The organism is Mycobacterium sp. 1164985.4 (assembly GCF_001668575.1).
GTDB lineage: Bacteria > Actinomycetota > Actinomycetes > Mycobacteriales > Mycobacteriaceae > Mycobacterium.
Genome location: NZ_LZMD01000108.1, coordinates 91,619 through 114,119, shown reverse-complemented (window position 1 = coordinate 114,119; position 22,501 = coordinate 91,619). Strand labels below are relative to the sequence as shown.

At 66.9% G+C, this 22,501-nt stretch carries 21 protein-coding genes and 1 tRNA gene; 16 read left to right on the top strand and 6 right to left on the bottom strand.

Features of this window, described 5'->3' with window-relative positions; all coding sequences use genetic code 11:
* Positions 1-23: 23 nt before the first annotated feature.
* The 3 genes from recO to A5650_RS24125 are packed head-to-tail and all read left to right on the top strand — an operon-like array spanning position 24 to position 2,175.
* A complete protein-coding gene (gene recO, locus A5650_RS24135; RefSeq protein ID WP_067297947.1) occupies positions 24-869 on the top strand; it encodes a DNA repair protein RecO in 846 nt (281 codons plus the stop codon).
* A complete protein-coding gene (locus A5650_RS24130) occupies positions 805-1,701 on the top strand; it encodes a decaprenyl diphosphate synthase (RefSeq protein ID WP_502687103.1) in 897 nt (298 codons plus the stop codon). The genes recO and A5650_RS24130 overlap by 65 nt, the downstream gene beginning before the upstream one ends.
* Positions 1,702-1,749: 48 nt before the next feature.
* On the top strand, positions 1,750-2,175 hold the full coding sequence (locus A5650_RS24125) for a hypothetical protein (protein ID WP_067297943.1): 426 nt from the start codon (positions 1,750-1,752) through the stop codon (positions 2,173-2,175).
* On the opposite strand, the gene A5650_RS24120 is transcribed toward A5650_RS24125, so the two are convergent.
* Both A5650_RS24120 and A5650_RS24115 read right to left on the bottom strand, forming a co-directional pair.
* Entirely contained in the window at positions 2,164-2,571 is a 408-nt protein-coding gene (locus tag A5650_RS24120) for a Fur family transcriptional regulator (RefSeq protein WP_067088038.1), read from the bottom strand. The two genes, A5650_RS24125 and A5650_RS24120, sit on opposite strands and share 12 nt — an antisense overlap.
* Positions 2,568-2,942 (bottom strand): ArsR/SmtB family transcription factor, encoded by a 375-nt coding sequence (locus tag A5650_RS24115; protein WP_067297940.1) that lies wholly within the window; start codon positions 2,940-2,942, stop codon positions 2,568-2,570. Before A5650_RS24115 ends, A5650_RS24120 begins: the two co-directional genes overlap by 4 nt.
* A gap of 69 nt (positions 2,943-3,011) precedes the next feature.
* Here A5650_RS24115 and A5650_RS24110 point away from each other — a divergent pair, with 69 nt between their 5' ends.
* The gene (locus tag A5650_RS24110) at positions 3,012-4,436 is read left to right on the top strand and encodes a glycine--tRNA ligase (protein ID WP_067297938.1); all 1,425 of its coding nucleotides are present in this window, start codon (positions 3,012-3,014) and stop codon (positions 4,434-4,436) included.
* Between the two features lie 21 nt (positions 4,437-4,457).
* Here the strand turns inward: A5650_RS24110 and A5650_RS24105 are convergent, their stop codons facing one another.
* Positions 4,458-6,470: a TPM domain-containing protein gene (locus tag A5650_RS24105; protein ID WP_067297935.1), complete on the bottom strand. Its 2,013-nt coding sequence runs from the start codon at positions 6,468-6,470 to the stop codon at positions 4,458-4,460.
* 59 nt (positions 6,471-6,529) lie between these two features.
* Between A5650_RS24105 and A5650_RS24100 the strand changes: the two genes are divergently transcribed.
* The 3 genes from A5650_RS24100 (at position 6,530) to A5650_RS24090 (ending at position 10,110) form a co-directional block, all read left to right on the top strand.
* A complete protein-coding gene (locus A5650_RS24100; RefSeq protein WP_067298016.1) occupies positions 6,530-7,786 on the top strand; it encodes a deoxyguanosinetriphosphate triphosphohydrolase in 1,257 nt (418 codons plus the stop codon).
* Between the two features lie 31 nt (positions 7,787-7,817).
* Positions 7,818-9,746, top strand: coding sequence for a DNA primase (gene dnaG / locus A5650_RS24095; RefSeq protein WP_067297932.1), 1,929 nt, complete (start codon positions 7,818-7,820; stop codon positions 9,744-9,746).
* A gap of 64 nt (positions 9,747-9,810) precedes the next feature.
* A complete protein-coding gene (locus A5650_RS24090) occupies positions 9,811-10,110 on the top strand; it encodes a DUF7155 family protein (RefSeq protein WP_502687102.1) in 300 nt (99 codons plus the stop codon).
* 2 nt (positions 10,111-10,112) lie between these two features.
* Here A5650_RS24090 and A5650_RS24085 read toward each other — a convergent pair whose 3' ends face one another.
* A complete protein-coding gene (locus A5650_RS24085; protein WP_067297925.1) occupies positions 10,113-10,367 on the bottom strand; it encodes a hypothetical protein in 255 nt (84 codons plus the stop codon).
* A 147-nt stretch (positions 10,368-10,514) separates the two neighbouring features.
* Between A5650_RS24085 and A5650_RS24080 the strand changes: the two genes are divergently transcribed.
* Positions 10,515-10,590: transfer RNA gene (locus A5650_RS24080), tRNA-Asn, on the top strand.
* Between the two features lie 307 nt (positions 10,591-10,897).
* The gene (locus A5650_RS27015) at positions 10,898-11,416 is read left to right on the top strand and encodes a hypothetical protein (RefSeq protein ID WP_156744320.1); all 519 of its coding nucleotides are present in this window, start codon (positions 10,898-10,900) and stop codon (positions 11,414-11,416) included.
* 211 nt (positions 11,417-11,627) lie between these two features.
* On the opposite strand, the gene A5650_RS24070 is transcribed toward A5650_RS27015, so the two are convergent.
* Positions 11,628-13,601: an acyl-CoA dehydrogenase family protein gene (locus tag A5650_RS24070; protein ID WP_067297920.1), complete on the bottom strand. Its 1,974-nt coding sequence runs from the start codon at positions 13,599-13,601 to the stop codon at positions 11,628-11,630.
* 101 nt (positions 13,602-13,702) lie between these two features.
* Between A5650_RS24070 and A5650_RS24065 the strand changes: the two genes are divergently transcribed.
* The gene (locus A5650_RS24065; protein WP_067088018.1) at positions 13,703-14,416 is read left to right on the top strand and encodes a VIT1/CCC1 transporter family protein; all 714 of its coding nucleotides are present in this window, start codon (positions 13,703-13,705) and stop codon (positions 14,414-14,416) included.
* 233 nt (positions 14,417-14,649) lie between these two features.
* On the top strand, positions 14,650-15,858 hold the full coding sequence (locus A5650_RS24060; protein ID WP_082950920.1) for a cytochrome P450: 1,209 nt from the start codon (positions 14,650-14,652) through the stop codon (positions 15,856-15,858).
* A 22-nt stretch (positions 15,859-15,880) separates the two neighbouring features.
* Here A5650_RS24060 and A5650_RS24055 read toward each other — a convergent pair whose 3' ends face one another.
* Entirely contained in the window at positions 15,881-17,005 is a 1,125-nt protein-coding gene (locus A5650_RS24055) for an acyl-CoA dehydrogenase family protein (RefSeq protein WP_067297914.1), read from the bottom strand.
* Between the two features lie 118 nt (positions 17,006-17,123).
* On the opposite strand from A5650_RS24055, the gene A5650_RS24050 reads away from it, so the two are divergent.
* The 5 genes from A5650_RS24050 to A5650_RS24030 are packed head-to-tail and all read left to right on the top strand — an operon-like array spanning position 17,124 to position 22,501.
* Complete coding sequence (locus tag A5650_RS24050) at positions 17,124-18,326, top strand: acyl-CoA dehydrogenase family protein (protein WP_067297911.1); 1,203 nt, start codon at positions 17,124-17,126, stop codon at positions 18,324-18,326.
* Positions 18,327-18,343: 17 nt separating this feature from the next.
* Complete coding sequence (locus A5650_RS24045) at positions 18,344-19,195, top strand: MlaE family ABC transporter permease (protein WP_067088011.1); 852 nt, start codon at positions 18,344-18,346, stop codon at positions 19,193-19,195.
* Positions 19,195-20,049, top strand: coding sequence for an ABC transporter permease (locus A5650_RS24040; RefSeq protein WP_067088009.1), 855 nt, complete (start codon positions 19,195-19,197; stop codon positions 20,047-20,049). Before A5650_RS24045 ends, A5650_RS24040 begins: the two co-directional genes overlap by 1 nt.
* A 2-nt stretch (positions 20,050-20,051) precedes the next feature.
* Positions 20,052-21,431 (top strand): MlaD family protein, encoded by a 1,380-nt coding sequence (locus tag A5650_RS24035; protein ID WP_067297906.1) that lies wholly within the window; start codon positions 20,052-20,054, stop codon positions 21,429-21,431.
* Complete coding sequence (locus A5650_RS24030; protein ID WP_156744318.1) at positions 21,428-22,501, top strand: MlaD family protein; 1,074 nt, start codon at positions 21,428-21,430, stop codon at positions 22,499-22,501. The genes A5650_RS24035 and A5650_RS24030 overlap by 4 nt, the downstream gene beginning before the upstream one ends.

Below are 22,501 nucleotides of genomic sequence, written 5' to 3'. Positions count from 1 at the left end.
GACCGCAGTGGGAGACTGAACCGATGCGGCTGTATCGGGACCGGGCGGTGGTGCTGCGCCAGCACAAGCTCGGCGAGGCCGACCGCATCGTGACACTTCTCACCCGCGACAACGGGTTGGTGCGGGCGGTGGCCAAGGGGGTGCGGCGCACCCGCAGCAAGTTCGGCGCCAGGCTGGAGCCGTTCGCGCACATCGACGTTCAGCTGCATCCGGGCCGCAACCTCGACATCGTCACCCAGGTGCAGGCCATCGACGCGTTCGCCTCCGACATCGTCAGCGACTACGGCCGCTACACCTGCGCCTGCGCGGTGCTCGAGACCGCCGAACGCCTGGCCGGTGAGGAACGCGCCCCCATGCCCGCGCTGCACCGCCTCACGGTAGCCGCGCTGCGGGCGGTGGCCGACGGGGTCCGCCCCCGCGAACTCGTGCTGGACGCGTACCTGTTGCGCGCCATGGGGATCGCCGGCTGGGCGCCTGCGCTGACCGAATGCGCCCGCTGCGCGGCGCCGGGTCCGCACCGGGCTTTTCACGTGGCGGCCGGCGGCAGCATATGCGTGCACTGCAGGCCCTCCGGATCGGTGACGCCGCCCCAGGCGGTGCTGGACCTGATGACTGCGCTGCACGACGGGGACTGGGAGTACGCCGAGACGTCCACCCCGTCGCACCGCAGCCAGGCCAGCGGGCTGGTGGCCGCGCATCTGCAGTGGCACCTCGAACGCCAACTGCGGACGTTGCCGCTGGTGGAGCGGGTGTACCGGGTGGATAGGAGTGTCGACGACCAGCATGTGTCGGTGGTCGGGCAGGATGTGCCACATGGCTTCCAAACGGGCGGGCAAGGGGGTTTACCCACAGCTGCCCCCGGCGCCTGACGACTACCCGACGTTCCCCGACAAGTCGACGTGGCCGGTCGTCTTTCCGGAGATCCCGGCCGGCACCAACGGGCGCTTCGCGCGTCCGCCGCAGCACACGTCGAAGGAGGCCGCGCCGCGGATCCCCGCCGACCAGGTGCCCCACCACGTCGCCGTCGTCATGGACGGCAACGGCCGCTGGGCCACCCAGCGCGGCCTGCACCGCACCGAGGGCCACAAGATGGGTGAGGCCGTTCTCATCGACATCACTTGCGGGGCAATCGAAATCGGCATCAAACACCTGACGGTGTATGCGTTCTCGACCGAGAACTGGAAACGCAGCACCGAAGAGGTGCGTTTCCTGATGGGCTTCAACCGCGAGGTCGTGCGTCGTCGCCGGGAGAACCTCAACGACATGGGTGTGCGGATGCGTTGGGTCGGCTCCCGACCGCGCATGTGGCGCAGCGTCATCAAGGAGTTCGACATCGCCGAGCAGATGACCGTCGGCAACGACGTCATCACCATCAACTACTGCGTGAACTACGGGGGGCGCACCGAGATCGTCGAGGCGACGCGCGAGCTCGCGCAGTTGGCGGTCGACGGCAAGATCAAGCCGAACCGCATCACCGAGGCGACGTTCGCCAAGCACCTGCACCGTTCCGACATCCCCGACGTCGACCTGTTCATCCGGACGTCGGGGGAGCAGCGCGCCAGCAACTTTCTGCTGTGGCAGGCCGCGTACGCCGAGTTCGTGTTCCAGGACAAGCTGTGGCCGGACTACGACCGCCGCGACCTGTGGGCCGCCTGCGAGGAGTACGTCAACCGCAACCGTCGCTTCGGCAGAGCCGAATGATGTACCTGAGCGGCAGAGCCTGATGATGTACCTGAGCGGGAGGGCCTGATGGCGCTGCAGGAGCGGCTCGGCGAGGTCCTCGAGGGTGTGCTGCCCGTCAAGCGCGAGGACGACGGCGCGGTCACCGTCCACCACGACGAGACGTTCGCGTCGCTGCGCACGGTCCCGGTCGCCGAGGGCCTCGAGCTGGTCTCGCTGACCCAGATCCTGGCGTGGGATCTGCCGCTGGACGCCAAGCTGCGGGCCGCGGTCGCCGAGCACGCCCGCAACACGCTGCTGGGCACGGTGTCGCTGACGTCGAAGAGCGCGCCCACGGAGGTCGCCGCGGGCGCCAAGCGCAACTCGAAGAAGGCAGCGGATGTGTTGCTGCGCTACAACTTTCCGGCGGCGGGGTTGTCCGATGACGCGCTGCGCACGCTGATTTTGATGGTGTTGGCCACCGGCGCCGAGGTGCGTCGGGCGCTAGTCGGCTGACCCGTTCGTCGCGCAGACACCGCAGACTCCGAAGATCTCGATGGTGTGGCTGACGTCGGAGAAGCCGTGCTGCCGGGCGATGTCGGCCGCCCAGGTCTCGACATCGCCGCCCTGGATCTCCACGGTCGAACCGCAATCGCGGCACACCAGGTGGTGATGGTGGTCCTGCGAGCAGCGACGGTAGACGGATTCGCCGGTGTCGGTGCGCAACGTGTCGACGACGCCGGCGGCCGCCATCTGCTGCAGGGTGCGGTAGACCGTGGTCAGCCCGATGCCCTCGCCGCGGCGCCGTAGCTCGTCGTGCAGCTCCTGGGCCGAGCGGAACTCCTCGAGGTTCTCCAGCAGGTCGGCGATGGCCGCGCGTTGGCGGGTCGCGCGGACTCCGGTGGTGCTCATTCGCCCGCCTCGGCCGCGTGCGTCACCGCCGCGACGACGATGTCGGCGAGGTGATGGTCGACGAGGCGGTACATCACCTCGCGCCCGGACCGTTCACCGGCCACGACGCCCGCGGCCTTCAGGATCCGCAGGTGCTGGCTGACCAACGGCTGAGGCACCGCCAGCGCGTCGACTAGCTCGTGCACGCAGCGCGCTGACTCCCGCAGCTGCAGCACGATCGCGATGCGCACGGGCGCGGCCAGCGCCCGCAGCAGATCGCCGGAGGTGTCCAGCACGTCGCGGCGTGGGAGATCGGGATACGGCTCACCGCCGTGATCGTGGGTGTCCGCGGCGCCGGCGCTTCCGTCAGCCAAAGTGGAAACGATTTTCATTAGGGCCAACAATACATGCGCTTCTATGCATGTCAACGACGAAAGTCGGGGTCGCTAGGCTATGCAGTCGTGGCTTCATCTTCTTCGATCATCGACACCGTCGCGAACCTGGCCAAGCGGCGCGGCCTGGTCTACCAAGCCGGAGAGATCTACGGCGGCACCAAGTCGGCGTGGGACTACGGCCCGCTGGGCGTCGAGCTGAAGGAGAACATCAAGCGCCAGTGGTGGCGGTCGGTGGTCACCAGCCGGGACGACGTCGTCGGCCTGGACTCGTCAATCATCCTGCCCCGCGAAGTGTGGGTGGCCTCAGGCCACGTCGACGTGTTCAACGACCCGCTGGTCGAATGCCTGAACTGCCACAAGCGGCATCGGCAGGACCACCTGCAGGAGGCGTACAGCGAGAAGCAGGCGAAGCAGGACCAGGCGAAGAAGGACAGGGTCACAGTCGATCCCGACTCCGTGCCGATGAGCGAGATCGCGTGCCCGGACTGCGGCACCAAGGGGCAGTGGACCGAGCCGCGCGACTTCAACATGATGCTCAAGACGTACCTCGGTCCGATCGAGACCGAGGAGGGGCTGCACTATCTGCGGCCCGAGACGGCGCAGGGCATCTTCGTGAACTTCACCAATGTGGTGACCACGCAACGCAAGAAGCCGCCGTTCGGCATCGCGCAGACCGGCAAGAGCTTCCGCAACGAGATCACGCCGGGCAACTTCATCTTCCGCACCCGCGAGTTCGAGCAGATGGAGATGGAGTTCTTCGTCGAGCCGTCGACCGCGCGCGAGTGGCACCAGTACTGGATCGACGAGCGGCTGCAGTGGTACGTCGAACTCGGCATCGACCGTGACAACCTCCGGCTCTACGAGCACCCGAAGGAGAAGTTGTCGCACTACTCCGACCGGACCGTCGACATCGAGTACAAGTTCGGTTTCCAGGGCAGCCCGTGGGGCGAGCTCGAAGGCGTCGCGAATCGCACCGACTTCGACTTATCCACGCACTCAAAGCATTCCGGCGTCGACCTGTCGTACTATGACCAGGCCAACGACACCCGCTACGTTCCGTATGTGATCGAGCCGGCGGCCGGACTGACGCGGTCGTTCATGGCGTTCCTCGTCGACGCCTACGCCGAGGACGAGGCGCCGAACGCCAAGGGCGGCGTCGACAAGCGGACGGTGTTGCGGCTGGACCCGCGGCTCGCGCCGGTCAAGGTCGCGGTGCTGCCGCTGTCGCGCAACGAGGCGCTCTCGCCGAAGGCTCGTGACCTCGCCGCGGAACTGCGCAAGTGCTGGAACGTCGACTTCGACGACGCGGGTGCGATCGGCCGGCGCTACCGCCGCCAGGACGAGATCGGCACACCGTTCTGTGTGACGGTCGACTTCGACTCACTCGAGGACCACGCGGTCACGATCCGCGAGCGCGACGCCATGACGCAGGACCGGGTGGCGCTCGACAACGTGAGCGATTACCTCGCCGCCCGCCTCAAAGGCTGCTAACCAATCATTTTTCGTGGTGACCTAGAAGCGACCGCCGCCGCCGAACATTCCGCCTCCGCCACCGGAGCCGCCGAACGAACCGGGGCCGAACCCGCCACCGCCGAAGCCACCGCCGAAACCGCCGAAGCCGCCGCGCATCCCGCCGCTGAGGATGTTGCCGATCAGAATGCCGCCGATGACGGCGCCCATGTTGCCCCCGCCGCCGCGGCCGCCACCGAACGGCCCCATGAACGAGTTGTGCGCGTTTTGTACGTCGGCGTTGGCCAGGTTCTGCGCTTGCGACGCGAGCATCGCGGCGCCGTTGGCGTAGGCGATGGCCCCGGCGGGATCGCTCTCCCGCTTCTCTTCTGCGGCGCTGATCTGCCGGACGGCCTCAGCCAGCCGGGTGCGCGCCTCGGGCCCGATGATGCCGCGGCGGGTGTCGATGAAGTCCGACACCGACCGGACCCGCGACCGCGCCGTGAACAGCGCCTCGTCGAGCGTGCGTTTCAGCCGCTCGGCGGCCTCGCGCTCCTCTTCGACAGCGGCCAGCAGCCGGTCGAGGTCCGCGTCCGCCTTCGTCAGTTCGGTGAACGCGCCCAGCGGGTCAGTCGCTTTCTCGCGCTGGGCAATGGCGACGGCGGCCGCCGCGGCGTCGCGCGCCTCGGCCAGCTGCGCTGCTTGCGGCACGTTGCCCTGCTGGAGCAGCGCGCCGGCCTGTTTGATGCCGTTTTGGATGTCCTCGATGGTCGCGGGCAACGTGGCGGCGGCTCGCCGGATGTCGCTGGCCGCGCTGTCCACCGCATCGAGCAACCCACGCGCCTGCACCAATGCGGACTCCGCCGCACGCACACACTCGACGAGTTCGCTCTGGCGGCCCGGCACCGGACGGGCGGCGAGTTCGCGGCCGCGGCTGATGTTCTCGTCGGCGAAGGTGAGCAGTTCCCTGGCTGCGTCGACGTTTCCGTCCACCGAGCTCAGCGCCGCCGCGTCGAACTCGCTGTGCAGCTGTGTGAGCTTCTCGCGCGACGGGTCGAGCCGAGCGGTGATGTCGACCACCCGCTGGGTCATCGCGTCGAGCTTCGACGGCGCGTTGATGACCAGGTTCCGCAATTCGGTGAACGCGTCCCGCTGCGCGTCCAACTCGCGGTCGGCCTTGGCCGCCGCAACCACCACGCGGGTGAGTAGGTCGCGACGCTGGGCCGGGGTCTCCGGGATGGCGTCGTCGAGGATCTGCCGCACGTTGAACGCCTGCGCGAGCGTCGTTTTCGCGTTGTTGACCGCCCGCGTGAACGGCGCGGTCCGTTCCGCGCCGAACTCCTCGACGGCCAACTCCAGCTCGTGGTCGCTGGTGCGCACCGCGTTGTCCACCTCGACCACCATCGCGCGCGACAGATCGTCGAGGGCGTCCAGCGACACCGACGCCAACGCCTGCGGATCGGTGGGATCCACTCGGCGCGCGGCGGCGAACTCGGCCTCGCGACGCTTGCTTCGCCGACGCCGACGCCAGATCATCAGCACCACGACCGCCAGCGCGATCACGCCGAGCGCCACGAGCAGCCCAACCCAGCTGAGGCTGCCGGAACTACTCGACGCCGCGAGCCCATCGGCCGCCGCGACCGCCGCCCCGGCCCAGTCGCTCTGCCGCAGTGCGGGTTCGATGTCGTTGCGCCGCACGCTGTCCACCCGGCTCGAGCTCAACTCGGTGGCGCTATCGGGCACCAGGAACGCGTACGAGCGGTCGACCGTGGCCACCGCGAGCAGGGCGTCATAGGAACCCAGGTCGCTCGCGCGCATGGTGTTGCGCGCCCAGGTCTCGGCCGACTGACGGTCGAACGAGTCGACGTAAACGACCCACAGCCGCGTCTTGCGGCTGTTGTAGAGCGAGTCGATCGCCGACGTCACCTCCGCCCGGCCGGCGCTGTCGAGGACGCCCACGTTGTCGGTGACGTAGCCCGGAAGTCGAAACGGCGGCTCGGCGGACACCGTCGGCGCGATCAGGGCACCGGCGGTGAGCATGGCGAGCACGAGGGTCAGCAGGCGGACGAGGCGCATGCCCGCCAATCTAGTGCGCGACGCGGTGGGGCCGGTCGGTGCTGGCAGACTATCCGTCGGTGACAGGCAACGGGGATTCCTACAACGAGTTCGACCGCGAGCGATGGGTGGTCGAGCTCCCGAAGGGCGCCGCGCTCCCGGGCACCGACACCGAGCACCGCACCGATTTCGCCCGCGACCGTGCCCGGGTCCTGCACTGTGCGGCGCTGCGCCGGCTGGCGGACAAGACTCAGGTCGTCGGCCCGCGTCAGGGCGAGACGCCGCGCACCCGGCTCACCCATTCGCTCGAGGTCGCCCAGATCGGCCGCGGGATGGCCATCGGCCTGGGTTGCGATCCCGACCTCGTCGACCTCGCCGGCCTGGCTCACGACATCGGGCACCCGCCCTACGGTCACAACGGCGAGCGCGCCCTGAATGAGATCGCCGCCGACTGCGGTGGTTTCGAGGGCAACGCCCAGAACTTTCGAATCCTGACCCGTCTCGAACCGAAAGTCGTTGACGCGCAGAAGCAGAGCGCGGGCCTGAACCTCACCCGAGCCGCGCTGGACGCGGTCACCAAGTACCCGTGGCAACGCTGGACGCGGCCGACCAAGTTCGGCTTCTATACCGATGACCTGCCCGTCGCCGACTGGGTGCGCGCCGACGCACCCGCGGAGAAGCCGTGCCTGGAGGCCCAGGTCATGGACTGGGCTGACGACGTCGCCTATTCGGTGCACGACGTCGAGGACGGCGTGGTGTCCGGTCGCATCGACATGCGGGTGCTGGCCGACAGCGACGCCGCGGCGGTGCTGGGTCGGCTGGGGGAGTCGAGCGGGATGGGCGGCGGAATGCGTGCCGACGACCTGGTGGCAGCGGCGACGCGGCTCTCGAGCCTGCCGGTGGTTGCCGCGGTCGGTAAGTACGACGGCACCCTGGCGGCGTCCGTTGCGCTCAAGAAGCTGACGAGCGAACTGGTCGGCCGGTTCGCGTCGGCGGCCATCGCGGCGACCCGCGCGGAATCCGGCCGGGGCCCGCTGGTCCGCTACCAGGCCGACCTGCGCATCCCCGATCTGGTGCGGGCCGAGGTCGCGGTGCTCAAGATCCTGGCGCTGCAGTTCATCATGTCGGACCCGCGGCACCTGGAGTTGCAGGCGCGGCAGCGCGAACGCGTGCACCGGGTGGTGGAGTGGGTCGCCGCGAGAGCACCCGCCACGCTCGATCCGATCTTCGTGCCTGCATACAACGCGGCCGGTGACGACGGCGCCCGCCTGCGGGTGGTCATCGACCAGGTGGCGTCCTTCACCGAAGGGCGTCTCGAGCGCCTGGAACCCGCCTAGGCGTTCGCGCGGGGCGCTCTAGACTGGCCCGGTGGCCGGCCGTATTCCTGATCGCGACATCGCGGCCATTCGTGAGCAGGTTCGCATCGAGGACGTCGTCGGCGACTACGTGCAGTTGCGCCGTGCAGGCGCGGACTCCATGAAGGGGTTGTGCCCGTTCCACGACGAGAAGTCGCCGTCGTTCCACGTGCGGCCGAATCACGGCCACTTCCACTGCTTCGGTTGTGGGGAGGGCGGCGACGTCTATGCGTTCGTCCAGAAGATCGAGCACGTCAGCTTCGTGGAGTCGGTCGAACTGCTCGCCGACCGCGTCGGCTACACCATCACCTACACCGGCGGCTCGACCACCAATGTGCAGCGCGACCGCGGTAGCCGCAGCAGGCTGCTCGCCGCCAACGCGGCAGCACAGGAGTTCTATGCGGCCGCGCTGGAGTCCGATGAGGCCGCTCCCGCGCGCCAATACCTGATCGAGAGGAACTTCGACGGTCAGGCTGCCAAACGATTCGGCTGCGGGTTCGCGCCGTCGGGTTGGGATTCATTGACGAAACACCTGCTGCGCAAGGGTTTTGAGTTCAAGGAGCTCGAGGCGGCCGGTCTGTCACGAGAGGGCAAACGCGGCCCGATGGACCGCTTTCACCGTCGGCTGCTGTGGCCGATCAAAGCCAGCGGTGGCGAGGTGATCGGCTTCGGTGCCCGGCGGATCTTCGACGACGATCCGATGGAAGCCAAGTACGTGAACACCCCGGAGACGGTTCTGTACAAGAAGTCGGGGGTGCTGTTCGGCTTGGATCTGGCCAAACGCGACATCGCCAAGGGCCACCAGGCGGTCGTGGTCGAGGGCTACACCGACGTGATGGCGATGCATCTGGCCGGGGTGACGACGGCGGTCGCGTCGTGCGGAACGGCGTTCGGCGACGAGCACCTGTCGATGCTGCGCCGACTCATGATGGACGACAACTTCTTTCGCGGCGAACTGATCTACGTCTTCGACGGCGACGCCGCGGGTCGCGCCGCGGCGATCAAGGCGTTCGAGGGTGAGCAGAACCTGGCCGGGCAGTCGTTCGTCGCGGTCGCCTCAGAAGACAAATTAGCCGGCATGGATCCGTGTGACATCCGGCTTCAGTTCGGCGACGGTGCGCTGCGCGACCTGGTGGCGCGCCGAACGCCGTTGTTCGAGTTCGCCATTCGCACCGCACTGGCCGAACACGACCTCGACAGCGCGGAGGGTCGCGTCGCCGCCCTGCGCCGGTGCGTGCCGATGGTGGCCCGCATCAAGGAGCCGATGCTGCGCGACGAGTACGCGCGGCGGCTGACGGGCTGGGTGGGCTGGGCCGACGAGGCGCAAGTGCTGAGCCGGGTTCGCGAGGAGGCGCAGAAGCGCGGCCTGCCCGAACGCGGAGGGCGCAGGCGCGCCAACGACCAGGCGCAGCCACGCCGGTCGCGCAGCCCGGATCTGGGCGCGCGGCCCGACCCGGCCGACCCGACGCTGTGGCCGCAGCGCGAAGCGCTCAAGGCGGCTCTGCAGTATCCGGCACTGGCGGGGCCGGTGTTCGACTCGCTGACCGTCGAAAGCTTCACTCATCCGGGTTATGCGGCGGTGCGTTCGGCGATCGGCGCCGCCGGTGGTACGTCGACGGGCCAATCGGGTGCGGAATGGATCGAGACGGTCCGGTCCAAGACGGAGGTGCCGGCCGCGGCGAGCCTGGTCAACGAACTCGGCGTCGAGGCCATCAACGTCGTCGACGACGAGCGCTTGCCGCGCTACATCGGCGGGGTGCTGGCCCGATTGCAGGAAGTGTGGGTGGGCCGCCAGATCGCCGAGGTCAAGTCCAAACTCCAGCGGATGTCGCCGGTCGAACAGGGCGACGAGTACCACGCGCTGTTCGGCGACCTGGTCGCGATGGAGGCGTATCGTCGCAGCCTGCTCGAACAGGCCAGCGGAGACGACATCTCTGCGTAGTCGGCGGTAACGCGATAGGGTAAGCGCGCTATACAACCGTGGGAACGGTCAGGAAGGCGTGCACGTGACATCGACCAACAACCGGGCGCGGCGTTTCATCGCCGCCGGCGCATTCGTCGTCGCTGCGGTCGCGGCCCCGATCGCCGCCTCCGTTCTGGGGAGTACGTCCGATGCCGGCCAGCCGCTCGGCCAATGCCTGGCATGGTTCGGGAACAAGGAAGACGGCCACTGCCTCGGGGTCTCCAACGGCAACGGCATCAATGTCGGAACACCGCAGTTCGGCCTCAACGGACCCGACGGGGCCGGCGTCACCACCGGACCCCTGCTCCCGGGCCGGATCTACGGCAACGGTACGGGCTTCTAGCCCTACCGGGCCCTTCTCACCTGCGCGGTCTCGGGGCCGATGACCTCGGTTCCGTTCTCGATCTCGGTCAACTTGACCAGCGGCGGGTCCGGCGAGACCCGGTCAGCAATCTTGCGGCGTCCGGCGTCGATCACGGCCTTGGCGGCGGGGCTCTCGGTGACCGCCTTATAGGTTCCGGCGATCTGCTCATACCGGCGTCGGCCGGCCTTGGAGCCGAGTACGTAGCCGACACCCAATACGACGAAATACCCGATCACGGGGTCCCTTCCAAACGATGGTGCGTTGTGCTCCATCCTGCCTCACGCACCTGAGAGCGCGAGCGGAGGCGGCGTATTGGCGGCGGCGCCGACACGTACGCTAGAGTCAACCCCCGTCCCCCGCAGAGCGAGATCGCGGGCGAGCAGTCCCCTGTAGCTCAATTGGCAGAGCATTCGGCTGTTAACCGAAGGGTTGCTGGTTCGAGTCCAGCCGGGGGAGCCAAATCAGAGCCACTTTGGACAAGCTCGCAAAACGGAATGCGATGTTGAGTCCAACTGCAGAACTGAACCGCTAAGTGCCATCGAGGGCCTGCACCGAGCCGTAGCCAAGCGGCGAAGCGTCAAATCTGGTCGTCGCGCACTGGCCTGCCTGGCATCATCGGTCAGCCGCCGAGAGCTGTCGTCTGGCGCACGATCACCGGCCAATCATGGAAGTAGGACGCGCGTCAGCGCGGGTCGATCACCCGCACCGGTGTCGCTGTGGGCGGATAGCCATAACCCTCTTCACGTCGCACCTCGAAAGGAGCACGATGGTGTTGCGCTTTCGACAGCGTTTGGTTGTGACTTTGATGGGGTGCGTTGTGAATCTGAAAATGGCTACCTATGCCGCAATTGTCTCCGGTGCGCTGGGCATCGGCATCCTGGGAGTAAGCGCGGGTGGTGTAGCGAGTGCCGCCCCCTCGCCGGTCACGCCAGGCCTGCAGTTAGCACAGCAACCCTATGCCCTGGATGCTGATGCTTTCTGGTACGGTCCGGGTCCCATCAACCCCGCCATGGGTGCGACGGTGTGGTCCTGGCCAGTGATTCCGGGAGGGCTCAACGCCCCGCCGATCGATGTGTTCCTGCCAACTCTGCCGACCGTCCCGACGGTCACTATGCCGACTTTGCCGACCATGCCGACCGTGCCGACGGTCACCATGCCGACCATGCCGACCGTACCGACGGTCACCATGCCGACTTTGCCGACCATGCCGACCATGCCGACCATGCCGACGGTCACCATGCCGACTTTGCCGACTCTGCCGACTATCACGTTGCCGACCTTCTGATGGACGGTAACCACTCGGTGATCGGAACACCCCGCTCACTTCACAGACACGCTGTGTCGTTACAGCAGGGACCATGTGCCGAAGTTATCGAATGCGCACAAGCTAGCCGCGAGAATGGCCTCACGACGCTCCCGTGCCTCGAACCACATGCGCGCCTCCGTGCCAGTACTCTTTGGGGGCAGGCCGCCCAATACCGCCGTCTAAGCAGGAACTACTTCGGCTCGATCGTCCCCGAACTGATCGCGTGCTGCTCAATGTGCTCCTCGGCGTCGGGAATGTGCTCGGGGTGCAGCATCTCCGCGTAGCGCAACTGTTCTGGAATGCCGAACCCGTCGACGAGCAGTTCGGCGTACGGGCGTAGCGACCGGCACCGCTCGTTGATGCCGCGGGTGACGGCCTTGGCCCGCTCGGTGGAGATGTAGCGGTGCTCGATGAACCACGCCTTGTCCTCTTCGATCGCCGACAGGGCGTACAGATCGCACACCATGTTCAGGATCGTCCGTGCCTCTTCGTCCTCACAGGCATCGATGCCCGCGACGAACGCCTCGAGGATCACCCGGTCGATGTGGGCCTGGGCGCTGTGCAGCACGTGGTCCTGCACGGCGTTGAAGGCGTCGAACTCGCTCATCTCCTTCGACTTGCCCTGCAACCGGCGCGCCACGGTGGAGATCATGTACTCTTCGCGGTCCTCGAACATCTTGACCTGGGTGCCGCGGTTGAAGAGGCTGCCTTCCTCCTCGTTGTCCTGCCGCGTATCGAGGATGGTCTGCATGATCGTCTCGGCCGCAGTACGTTTCAGCACCCGTTCACCGGCGAAGTTCGCGGCGAATCGCACCCATTCGACCGGACTCATGCTCTTGATGTCGTCGGCGTACGCGGTGAGCAACTGCTTGGCCACGAGTTGAATCAGCACGTGATTGTCGCCCTCGAACGTGGTGAACACGTCGGTGTCGGCCTTCAGCGCAATGAGCCGGTTCTCGGCCATGTAGCCTGCGCCGCCGCATGCTTCGCGCGCTTCCTGGATCGCCTGCGTGGCGTGCCAGGTGTTGACCGCCTTCAACCCGGCCGCCCGTGCCTCGAGCTCGCGCTGCTCCTCCGGGTCGGGGTTCTCGGCACTCTGCAGATCGTGGCACTTCGCGACGAGCTCGTTCTGCGCGAACTGCAGCGCGTAGGACTTCGCGATCAAGGGCAGCAGCCGACGCTGGTGCACCAGGTAGTCCATGATGACCACCTCGTGGTCTGCCCCGGGCGCCTCGAACTGCCTGCGCTGCAACGCATATCGCGTCGCAATGTCGAGCGCGACGCGGGCCGCGGCCGCCGCGCTCCCGCCCACCGTGACGCGCCCGCGCACCAGGGTGCCCAGCATCGTGAAGAATCGTCTGCCGGGATTCTCGATCGGCGAACTGTAGGTGCCGTCCGGGGCCACGTCACCGTACTTGTTGAGGAGGTTCTCGCGCGGGACCCGAACCTTGTCGAATTGAATCCGACCGTTGTCGACGCCCGGCAGACCGCCTTTGTAGTGGCAGTCCGACGTGGTGATGCCCGGCAGGTCATTACCCTCTTCGTCGCGGATCGGCACCAGCACACAGTGCACACCGTGACCGACGCCGTCCGGCGTGATCAGCTGCGCGAATACCGCTGCCATCCGGGCGGTTTCGGCGGCTCCGCCGATGTAGTCCTTGCGCGAGGTGGGTGTCGGCGAGTCGATGATGAACTCTTCGGTCGCCGGGTCGTACGTCGCGGTGGTCTCCAACGCCTGCACGTTGCTGCCGTGGCCCGTCTCGGTCATCGCGAAACAGCCGAGCAGGTCGCAGTCGATGATCCGGCGGACGTATTTCTCGTGATGGCGCTCGGTGCCGAGGTTCTCGATCGCACCGCCGAAAAGGCCCCACTGCACACCGGCCTTGACCATCAGCGAGAGGTCAGACATCGCCAGCATCTCGATTTGGGTCACCGCGGCGCCGACATCGCCGTTGCCGCCGTGTTCCTTCTTGAATCCGTCCTCGGCCGAACCCTGGGCCGCCATGATCTTCAGCTGCTCGGCGACCTTGGTCCTTGCGATGACGGTGTTCGGGGTGTAGTGCGGGCGGAAGATCTCGCTGGACAGTTCTTCGCGCAGCCGGTTCTTCACATCGCGCCAACGGCCGTCGAGCGCGTTGCGCAGATGTTCCGCAGTGGTGGTCATGACTCGACGGTAGCCTTCTGCGCGCTTCCGCAAACTGTGATGTGGCAAACCCAGGCAATCCTGACTAGACCAGGTCAAACCGGAGGGGTTGAATCGTCGTCATGACCGCCCCGACCGGAGTGCCGCACACCTCGACGCACCGGCACTCCAATGTCACCGGCGGCTGGCTGCGCGCCGCGACCTTCGGGGCCATGGACGGTCTGGTCAGCAATACCGCACTGATCGCCGGTGTCGCCGCGGCCGCCAGCGCCCACACCGTCGTCATCAGCGGTGTCGCCGGGCTGCTAGCCGGTGCCTTCTCGATGGCGCTGGGGGAGTACACCTCGGTCACCACCGCCAACGAGCAGCTCGAGTCCGAGGTGCTGGTGGAGCGGCGGGCCTTCCGAAAGCATCCTGCGGCCGAGAAGGCCGAGCTGGTGGCGATGCTGATGGACATGGGCATGAGCCGCGAGACGGCGGCCAAGGCCACCGAGGAGGTTCACCAAGACGAGAGCCGCGCCTTGAACTTCCACCTCGTCCAGGAGTTGGGCGTCGACCCACGCGAGAAGCCCTCGCCCTGGGTCGCGGGCGGATCGTCGTTCCTGATGTTCACCGTCGGCGCCATCATCCCGCTCATCCCGTACCTGCTCGGATTCGAAACCCTCTGGGCCGGACTGGCGTGCGGCGGCATCGGCCTTGCTGTCGCCGGCGGTGTGGCCGCGCGCTTCACCAGGCGCCCCGTGTGGTTCGCCTCGCTGCGACAACTCGCATTCGGGGCGGTGGCCATCGCAGCCACGTACGTCGTCGGACTGTTGGTCGGTACGGCCGTCACCTGAGTGCGGCGGGCGCTTCCAAAGCGTGCAAGTTGCCCCCGCGGCCGCAAGACCCTTGGTACCGTCCAATACGTTTTGAGCATCACCCCGGAGTCCAGGATCACACCCGGCGACTCGCCTCGACCGGGCCTGTTGCCCTGGCGAAATCTCCTCGTAGACAGGGGAAGTGGGCGACACGGTCGAGGCCCACTGCACATGGCGCTGCTCGGCCGGCCGATTGACGAGAGGTTCACGACGTGACGGCTGAACAGCAGGTTGGGCAGTGCCCGGTGGACACGTTCGAGCTGGCCGCGCTCGCCGGACCGGCCTTGACAGGATTCTCCAGCATCGATTCGCGCCAAGACCACATGCGCCCGGTGTTCCGCAACACCGAGGGCGAGGCCGGCTACTGGATGTTCACCGACTACGCCGCCATCCTCGAGGGATTGCAGCACCCGGAGATGTGGTCGAGCAGCGTGATCGTTCCGACCGATCCCGATCCGCCCTACCAGTGGATCCCGGTGATGGTCGATCCGCCGCAGCACGCCAAGTGGCGACAGGTGCTTGCCGATTACTTCTCGCCCGGCAGGGTCAAGGGCCTGCGCGACGAACACCGCAGGCTCGCAGCAGAACTCGTCGAGCGCATCTCGGCCGACGGCGCCTGCGAGTTCGTCACGCAGGCGGCCAGGGTGTTTCCGTCGCACATCTTCCTCAACATCATGGGCATGCCGATCGAGCGACTGGATGAGTTCCTCGATTGGGAGGACAAGATGCTGCACCAGTCCGGCACCGGTGACGAAGCCATGGCGATCCGGTTGGAAGGCATGACCCAGGTGGTCGGCTACTTCCAGACGCTTATCGACCAGCGTCGCGCCGACCCGGATCCCGATGCCCACGACATCGTCAGCGCAGCCCTCGGGTGGACGATCGACGGTGAGCCGGTCGGCGACGGCGATCTGCTCAACTGCCTGCTGCTGTTGTTCATGGCGGGACTGGACACCGTGGCAAGCCAGCTGTCCTACGCGATGCTGCACCTGGCCACCCATCCCGACGACCGCACTCGCATCGTGGCCGAACCCGAGCTCATTCCGCAGGCCATCGAGGAGTTGCTGCGCGTCTATCCGATCGTGCAGACCGCCCGAAAAGCCACTCGTGACTTGGAGTTTCACGGGTGTCCGGTCAAGGCCGGCGACATGGCCTCGTTCCCGCTGGCCGCCGCCGGCCGGGACGAGACGGTGTTTCTCCGAGCCCGCGAGGTCGACCTCGAACGCGGCATCACACGACACATTTCGTTCGGTGCAGGTCCACACCGGTGCCTGGGTTCACACCTGGCGCGCCAGGAGATGACGGTGTTCCTTCAAGAGTGGCACGCCCGCATCCCCGACTACCGGGTCGCCGAACCACCCATCGAGCACGCCGGGCAGGTGTTCGGGTTGGACTCGCTGAAACTGAGCTGGAATCGCTGAGCGTTCGCCAGGTGCAGGAAGGTCAGGCAGAAGCCAGCACCTGCGCACGGAACAGCTGCTCGCGGTGGTGGTCAGCGTCGCCGTAGAGCGCCGCACCCACCCGCGCGCGACGCAGATACAGGTGCAGGTCGTGCTCCCAGGTAAAACCGATGCCGCCGTGCAGCTGCAGCGCCTCGCCGGCAAGGCGATTCACCGCATCGGAGACATACGCCTTCGCCACGCTCGCGGCGTGCGCTCTGTCGTGGTGGTCGCTGTCGATGGCCATCGCAGCGAAGTACGTTGCCGCGGCGCAGGATTGATTCCAGATCCGCATGTCCGCGCACTTGTGTTTGACCGCCTGGAAGCTGCCGACCGCCCTACCGAACTGCACCCGTTCCTTGACGTAGGTCACCGTGAGCTCGAGCAGGCGCTCACCGATCCCGACCAGTTCGGCGCAGGTCAGCACAGCCGCGAGCTGGCACGAACGGACGATGGACTCCTCTGCGGGCGCGCCTTCGGCGAGCATCGCCGCGCGGTCCAGCCTCACGCCGTCGAGCACGACGTCGCAGAACCGGCGGGTCACGTCGAGTGTGTGTTGTCGCTCGATCTTCACGCCGGTCGCGTCGGTAGGCACCAGGAAACGTGCAGGACGCCCGTCGAGCACGGCGTCGACCACGAGCATGGCGGCCGAATCGGCGTCCTGGACCGACGCCTTCGCGCCGTCGAGCACATAGTCGGAGCCGTCGCGCGCTGCAGTGGTCTGGAGGCCCGTCACCGACCAGGGCCGTCCCATCTCGGCGAAGGCCCAGGCCCCCGTTCGTGCACCCGAGGCCAGTGCCGACAACATGTCGGCGCGACCGTCCACGGTCGAGTGGGTCACGGCGTCAGCGACCACGACCGTCGGCAGGAAGGGCGTGCTCGCCAATCCGCGCCCCAATTCGACTGCCACCAAAGCCCATTCGATGACCTGCTGGCCAAGGCCCCCGTCCTCCTCGGGGATGGCCAACGCGGGCCATCCGAGCTCGGCCCCCTTACGCCACAACTGGCCGTCGTAGCCCGCCGGTCCATCGATCAACGCCCGGGCCGCGGCCACCGACGCATGTCGTTCCAGCAACTCGCGGGTGACCTCGATCAGCCCGCGTTGCTCGTCGGTGAGATCGAAATTCACGGCGTCTCCTCGGCTCTGATCGGTGACGGAAGGACGGGATCTGGAAAAGCCTTCACAAGATACAGGATACTGATTAAGCTCGATTGCTGGTTCGGCCATTCAAGGGAGAGGGGTTGAATTGCACCTCGAACAGGACACGCACCTCGACTTGCTGCGGGAGCGGGTGCGTGCCTTGGCCGCCCGATGTCAACCGCCTCGACATGGTCGCACCGGCGTTCGGGCGCCGGAAGCGCACGACATTCCGAAACTTCGGGAGTGGACCGCGCGACTGTTCTCTGAGCAAATGCTTGGAGTGAACTGGCCGGTCGAGTACGGTGGCCTGCCCGATCCGCATCCGCTGCACGAATCGGTCGTAATCGACGAGTTGATCCGTGTGAACGCGCCTGGCCCGGTGGGCGGCGGGATGCTCGCGGCGGCGGCGATCATCGCCTCCGGGACCACCGAGCAAAAAGATTACTTTTTGCCCCGGATCCGGTCGGGCGAGCACATCTGGTGCCAGCTGTTCAGCGAGCCCGATGCCGGCAGCGACCTCGCGGGACTGCGCACCCGCGCACGTCGCGATGGCGACGTCTTCGTCATCGATGGTCAGAAGGTGTGGACCACCAACGGCCAGCACGCCGATTGGGGTTATTTGCTGGCCCGCACCAATCCCGACGTTCCCAAGCACGCGGGCATCACGGCCTTCGCTCTGGACATGTCGCTGCCGGGCGTCACGGTGCGGCCGCTGCGCGAGATCACCGGAACGTCGGACTTCAATGAGGTTTTCCTCGACGGCGTGCGCGTTCCTGCGGAGCGCGTGATCGGCGAGGTCGATCAGGGCTGGGCCGTGACGACCGCCAGCCTGGTGCACGAGCGCGCAGGAGCGGGGAGTGGGGCGTCGCTGTTCGGAGCGCTGCAGCGGCTCGTCCGGCTCGCGGGCACGCTGCCCGGTACGTCCGGCGCCGACGACCGCGTGGAAGGAGGCTCTGCACTCGACCGCCGCGATGTGCGCCAGGCGATCGGCGGGTTCGTCGCCGACGTACACGTCAATTCGTTGGTCGCGGCCTACAACGAGAGCAGGGCGTTGCACGGCGGCGCCGACATGGCCGACGCGCCGGTGTCGAAAATCCTGTTCAGTCAGATCAATTTGGCGTTGCACGAGTACGGTCTGCAGCTACAGGGCCACGACGGTGTTCGAATCGAGACGGATTCGCATGTGCGCGACGGTGGTTGGTGGCAAGATGCGTTTCTCTACGGACGGGCTTTCACCATCGCCGGAGGGACCAACGAGGTATTGCGTAACGTCATTGCAGAGCGGGCGCTCGGACTACCACGTGGCTGACGGCTGGTGAGTGCGGGATGACGACCCCGCGACAGGTGTACCCCAGCCCGCTCGGCGAGGTCGGCGACTGGGGGCGCGGTTATGTCCAGCGTCACCCCGTCGCGGCGCTGAATACCGTTGGCAGTCAGTGCATCCTGGGCCTGCAGGCAATCCGGTACCTCATCGTCGACATCGTCAGGTGGCGATTCCCGTTCTGGGAGTTCGTCGAACAGGCGGCGTTCATGGCGTCGACGGCGATGCTGCCCACCATGTGCGTGGCGATCCCGATCGGGGTGACGCTGCAGATCCAATTCGCCCTGCTGGCCGGCCAGGTCGGCGCCACCTCACTGGCCGGTGCCGCCAGCGGCCTGGCGGTGATCCGTCAGGGCGCACCGCTGGTGGCCGCCCTGCTGATGGCATCGGCGGTGGGTTCGGCGATCTGCGCCGACCTCGGATCGCGCACCATCCGTGAAGAGGTGGATGCCCTTGAGGTGCTTGGTATCTCGGCGGTACGCCGGCTCGTCGTCCCTCGGCTGGCGGCATCCATCGTCGTCGGCGTCGCGTTGACCGGACTGGTGTGCTTCATCGGCTTCCTCGCCGGCTACCTGTTCAACACCTTCGCGCAGAACGGCGCGCCGGGCAGTTTCGTGATGACCTTCGCGTCGTTCGCGACGGTTGGCGACCTCGTCCTGACCATGATCAAGGCGGTGGTGTTCGCCGCCATCGTCGCGATCGTCGCGTGCGACAAGGGACTGACCACCAAGGGCGGCCCGGCGGGTGTGGCGAACTCGGTGAACGCCACCGTTGTGGCGTCCATTCTCCTGCTGATGATCACCAACGTGGTGTTCACCCAGATGTATGTGCTGCTCTTCCCCAAGGCAGCGCTCTGATGGCGGCGCCGTACTACCCGAAGGGCGTTCGGCCGATCCTGACCGCGTCAACGTCGGTCGCCGGCCTCGGCGTGCGACTGGGCCACATGCTGACTTTCTTCAGCCGCGCGGTCGCCGGGTTCCCGTTGGCGGTGACCCGCTACCGCAAGGCCTTCCTGACCATTCTGTCCGACGTCACATGGGGCAACGGATCGATCGTCGTCGGCGGCGGTACCGCATGGGTGATCATCCTTCTCGGCGCGACGGCGGGCGCGATCGTGGGCATCGAGGGCTACCAGGCATTGCACCTGCTGGGCATGGAACCCGCTGCGGGACTGCTGTCTTCGACGGTGTCGACCCGGGAGCTCGCGCCGGTGATGGCAGCGCTGGCGTTCGCAGCGCAGGCTGGCTGCAGGTTCACCGCGCAGCTCGGCTCGATGCGGATCTCCGAGGAGATCGACGCGATCGAGTCGCTGGCGATCCGTCCGCTGCCGTACCTGGTCAGCACTCGCCTGCTTGCGTCCGTGGTGGCGATCATCCCGCTCTACATCCTGTGCCTGGTCGTCAACTACGCGGCGGTGCAGAGCATCGTGACGTTCGCGGGCGGTCTGTCGGCGGGGTCCTTCGAGCATTACTTCCGGCTGGTGCTCACCGGCCAGGACATCGTGTACTCGGTCATCAAGGCGATCGCCTTCGTGATCATCACCTCCACCATCCAGTGCTACTACGGCTATTTCGCCGCCGGTGGACCGCAAGGCGTCGGCATCGCCGCAGGCCGCGCGATGCGCGCCAGCATCTCGGTCATGATCATCGCCAATCTCCTTCTCACCATCGGGTTGTGGGGAATCGGCTCGGGCGCAAGGCTCGGAGGCTGACGATGGCGCAGAGTTTCGAATCCGCGGCCAAACCCGTATCGGACTCGCGACTGCTGCTGCGTGGGGTCGCCCTGTTGCTCGGCACCGTGCTGTTGGCGGCCGCGGCGATCGCCAAATCCGAAGGGGTGTTCTCGAGCCGGGTCGAAGTGATTGCCCTGCTCGCCAATGTCGGAGATGGCCTGCCGAAGGGCTCCGATGTCAAGTTCCGCGGTGCGCTGGTCGGCACCGTCGAAGGCGTCACACCGAGCATCGACGGTGGCGACAACGAGGTCGACCTCAGCCTGGACCCGCATTTCGCGCACGCGATCCCAGCCACGGTCACCGCCCGCGTCGTTCCCGGCAACGTCTTTGCGGTGTCGTCGATCCAATTGGTGGACAACGGTTCCGGCCCCGCATTGAGGTCGGGCGCGCAGATCCACCAGGACGACAGCCTGGCCACCGTCCAGTTCCAGACCGCCCTGTCGAAACTGCGTGAGGTGCTCGCCGCCGCGGGACGGCCCGGGTCCACCGACTCGGTCGGCGTACTGTCCGCGGTCGCCGAGGCGACCAGCGGTCGGGGTGACGAACTCGAACGTGCCGGCAGCGGGGCCAACCGCATCGTCGACCAGCTCAACCGCGTGATGGCCGACGACGGCACCGAGCCCACGCTCTCGGTGTTGTCCGAGGCGCTGCAAGGTCTTCAGACCAGCTCACCGGACCTGCTGGACGCGGTGCACAGTGCGGTCGTGCCCATGCAGACCTTCGCCGAGAAGCGTCAGGACCTGGCTCACTTCCTGTCCGCCGGACACGCCACATTCGGCGAAGTGGGCACGGCCTTCGAGAACAACACCGACCGGATGATCGTGATCACCACCCAGTTATCACCGGTCATGGGCGTGATGGCCGACGGTGCAGGCGCTTTCGCGCCGATCGTCACCCGGATCAACGACGTCACCAACCGCTTCTTCGACCACGTGTGGCATGAGGACAAGAACATGGCGGTCGGCAAGTTCATGTTGGTCCTCACCCCGAACCGGATGTACACCCGCCAGGACTGCCCGCGCTATGGCGCCCTGGAGGGACCGAGCTGCCGCACCGCCCCGCTGACTGCCGACCCGCCGGTGCTGCCGCGACAACTCGACCCGCGCAACTACCAGCCGCCCGGCGGCAACGTGGGCCCGGTCGGCAGCCCCGAAGAGCGTGCCCAGCTGAGCGAACTGCTCGGACCGGAGCCGAATGCCGCCACGGAGTTGTTGTTCGGTCCGGTCGCCCGGGGTAACACCGTGCAGATCATCCCGGATCCCTCGGCGCACGCAGCGGCGGCACCGCCGCCGGGATTGCCCCTGCCCGCGGAGGCCGCGCTTCCCGGGCCCACCGCTCCGGAGGGGAGGAACGGCCCGTGACCTCGACCGGCCCACCCGTCAGGACACCGCTGAGAAGGCATCTCCGCCCGCTGACCGGGCTGTGCATATTCCTCGTCGTCTGCCTGGCCCTGATCTGGACGGTGTTCGTCACCCTCAAACGCGAGGTGGACGGCCAAACCCATTCGTACAACGCCATATTCACCGACGTGTCCGGGCTGAAGGTCGGTGACGAGGTGCGGATGGCCGGTGTCAAGGTGGGCCGCGTCGACGACATCGCGCTCGACGGGACCGAAGCGCGTGTGCAGTTTCAGGTGCAGTCCGAACAGGTGCTCTACGGAAACACCAAGGCCGCCATCGTCTACCAGAACATCATCGGCCAGCGTTACCTCGGTTTGTCCCTCGCCGACTACGGCGACCCACGCGTGCTGCCCGCCGGCGCGGTGATCTCCGTCGAGCACACCGAACCGTCGTTCGACATCTCCCGGTTGCTCAACGGGTTCGAACCGCTGTTCGCGCTGCTCAACCCCGACCAGGTCGACAATCTCACGACCGCCATCGTGCGGTCTCTGCAGGGTGACACCGGCGCGATCGCGACGATGATCTCCGAGACGACCCGCCTCGCCGAGTCCTACTCGGGCACCGACGCGATCCTCGACGGCGTGCTCGTCCATCTGAACAAGGTGGTGGCCTCGCTGGCCGACCACGGCGGTGCGTTGAACGACACCATCGATTCGGCGGAGGCGACGTTCAACGGATTCGCCGCACGCCGTGCGGAATTCGTCGACTCCATGGACCAGGTGTCGATCGTGGGCGAACGGTTGGCCAACGTCATCACCGACGTCCAACCGGACATGCGGGAATGGCTGGCCCGCGAACCGGGCTTCGCCAAACACTTCATGGAAGACAAACAGGGCTTCGCCTACATGGCCTTCAACACGCCGCTGATGCTCAAGGGTATGGCCCGGTTCAGCCAGGGCGGTGCCTATCTCGACGTCTACGCGTGCAACCTGACCGTCAGCCAGTTCCCGCGGATCGACAGCCTGATCAACGCGATCGTGCGGGAAGGCACGCCCGAAGACCGGTTGACCTACAGCCAGAAGTGTCGGTGA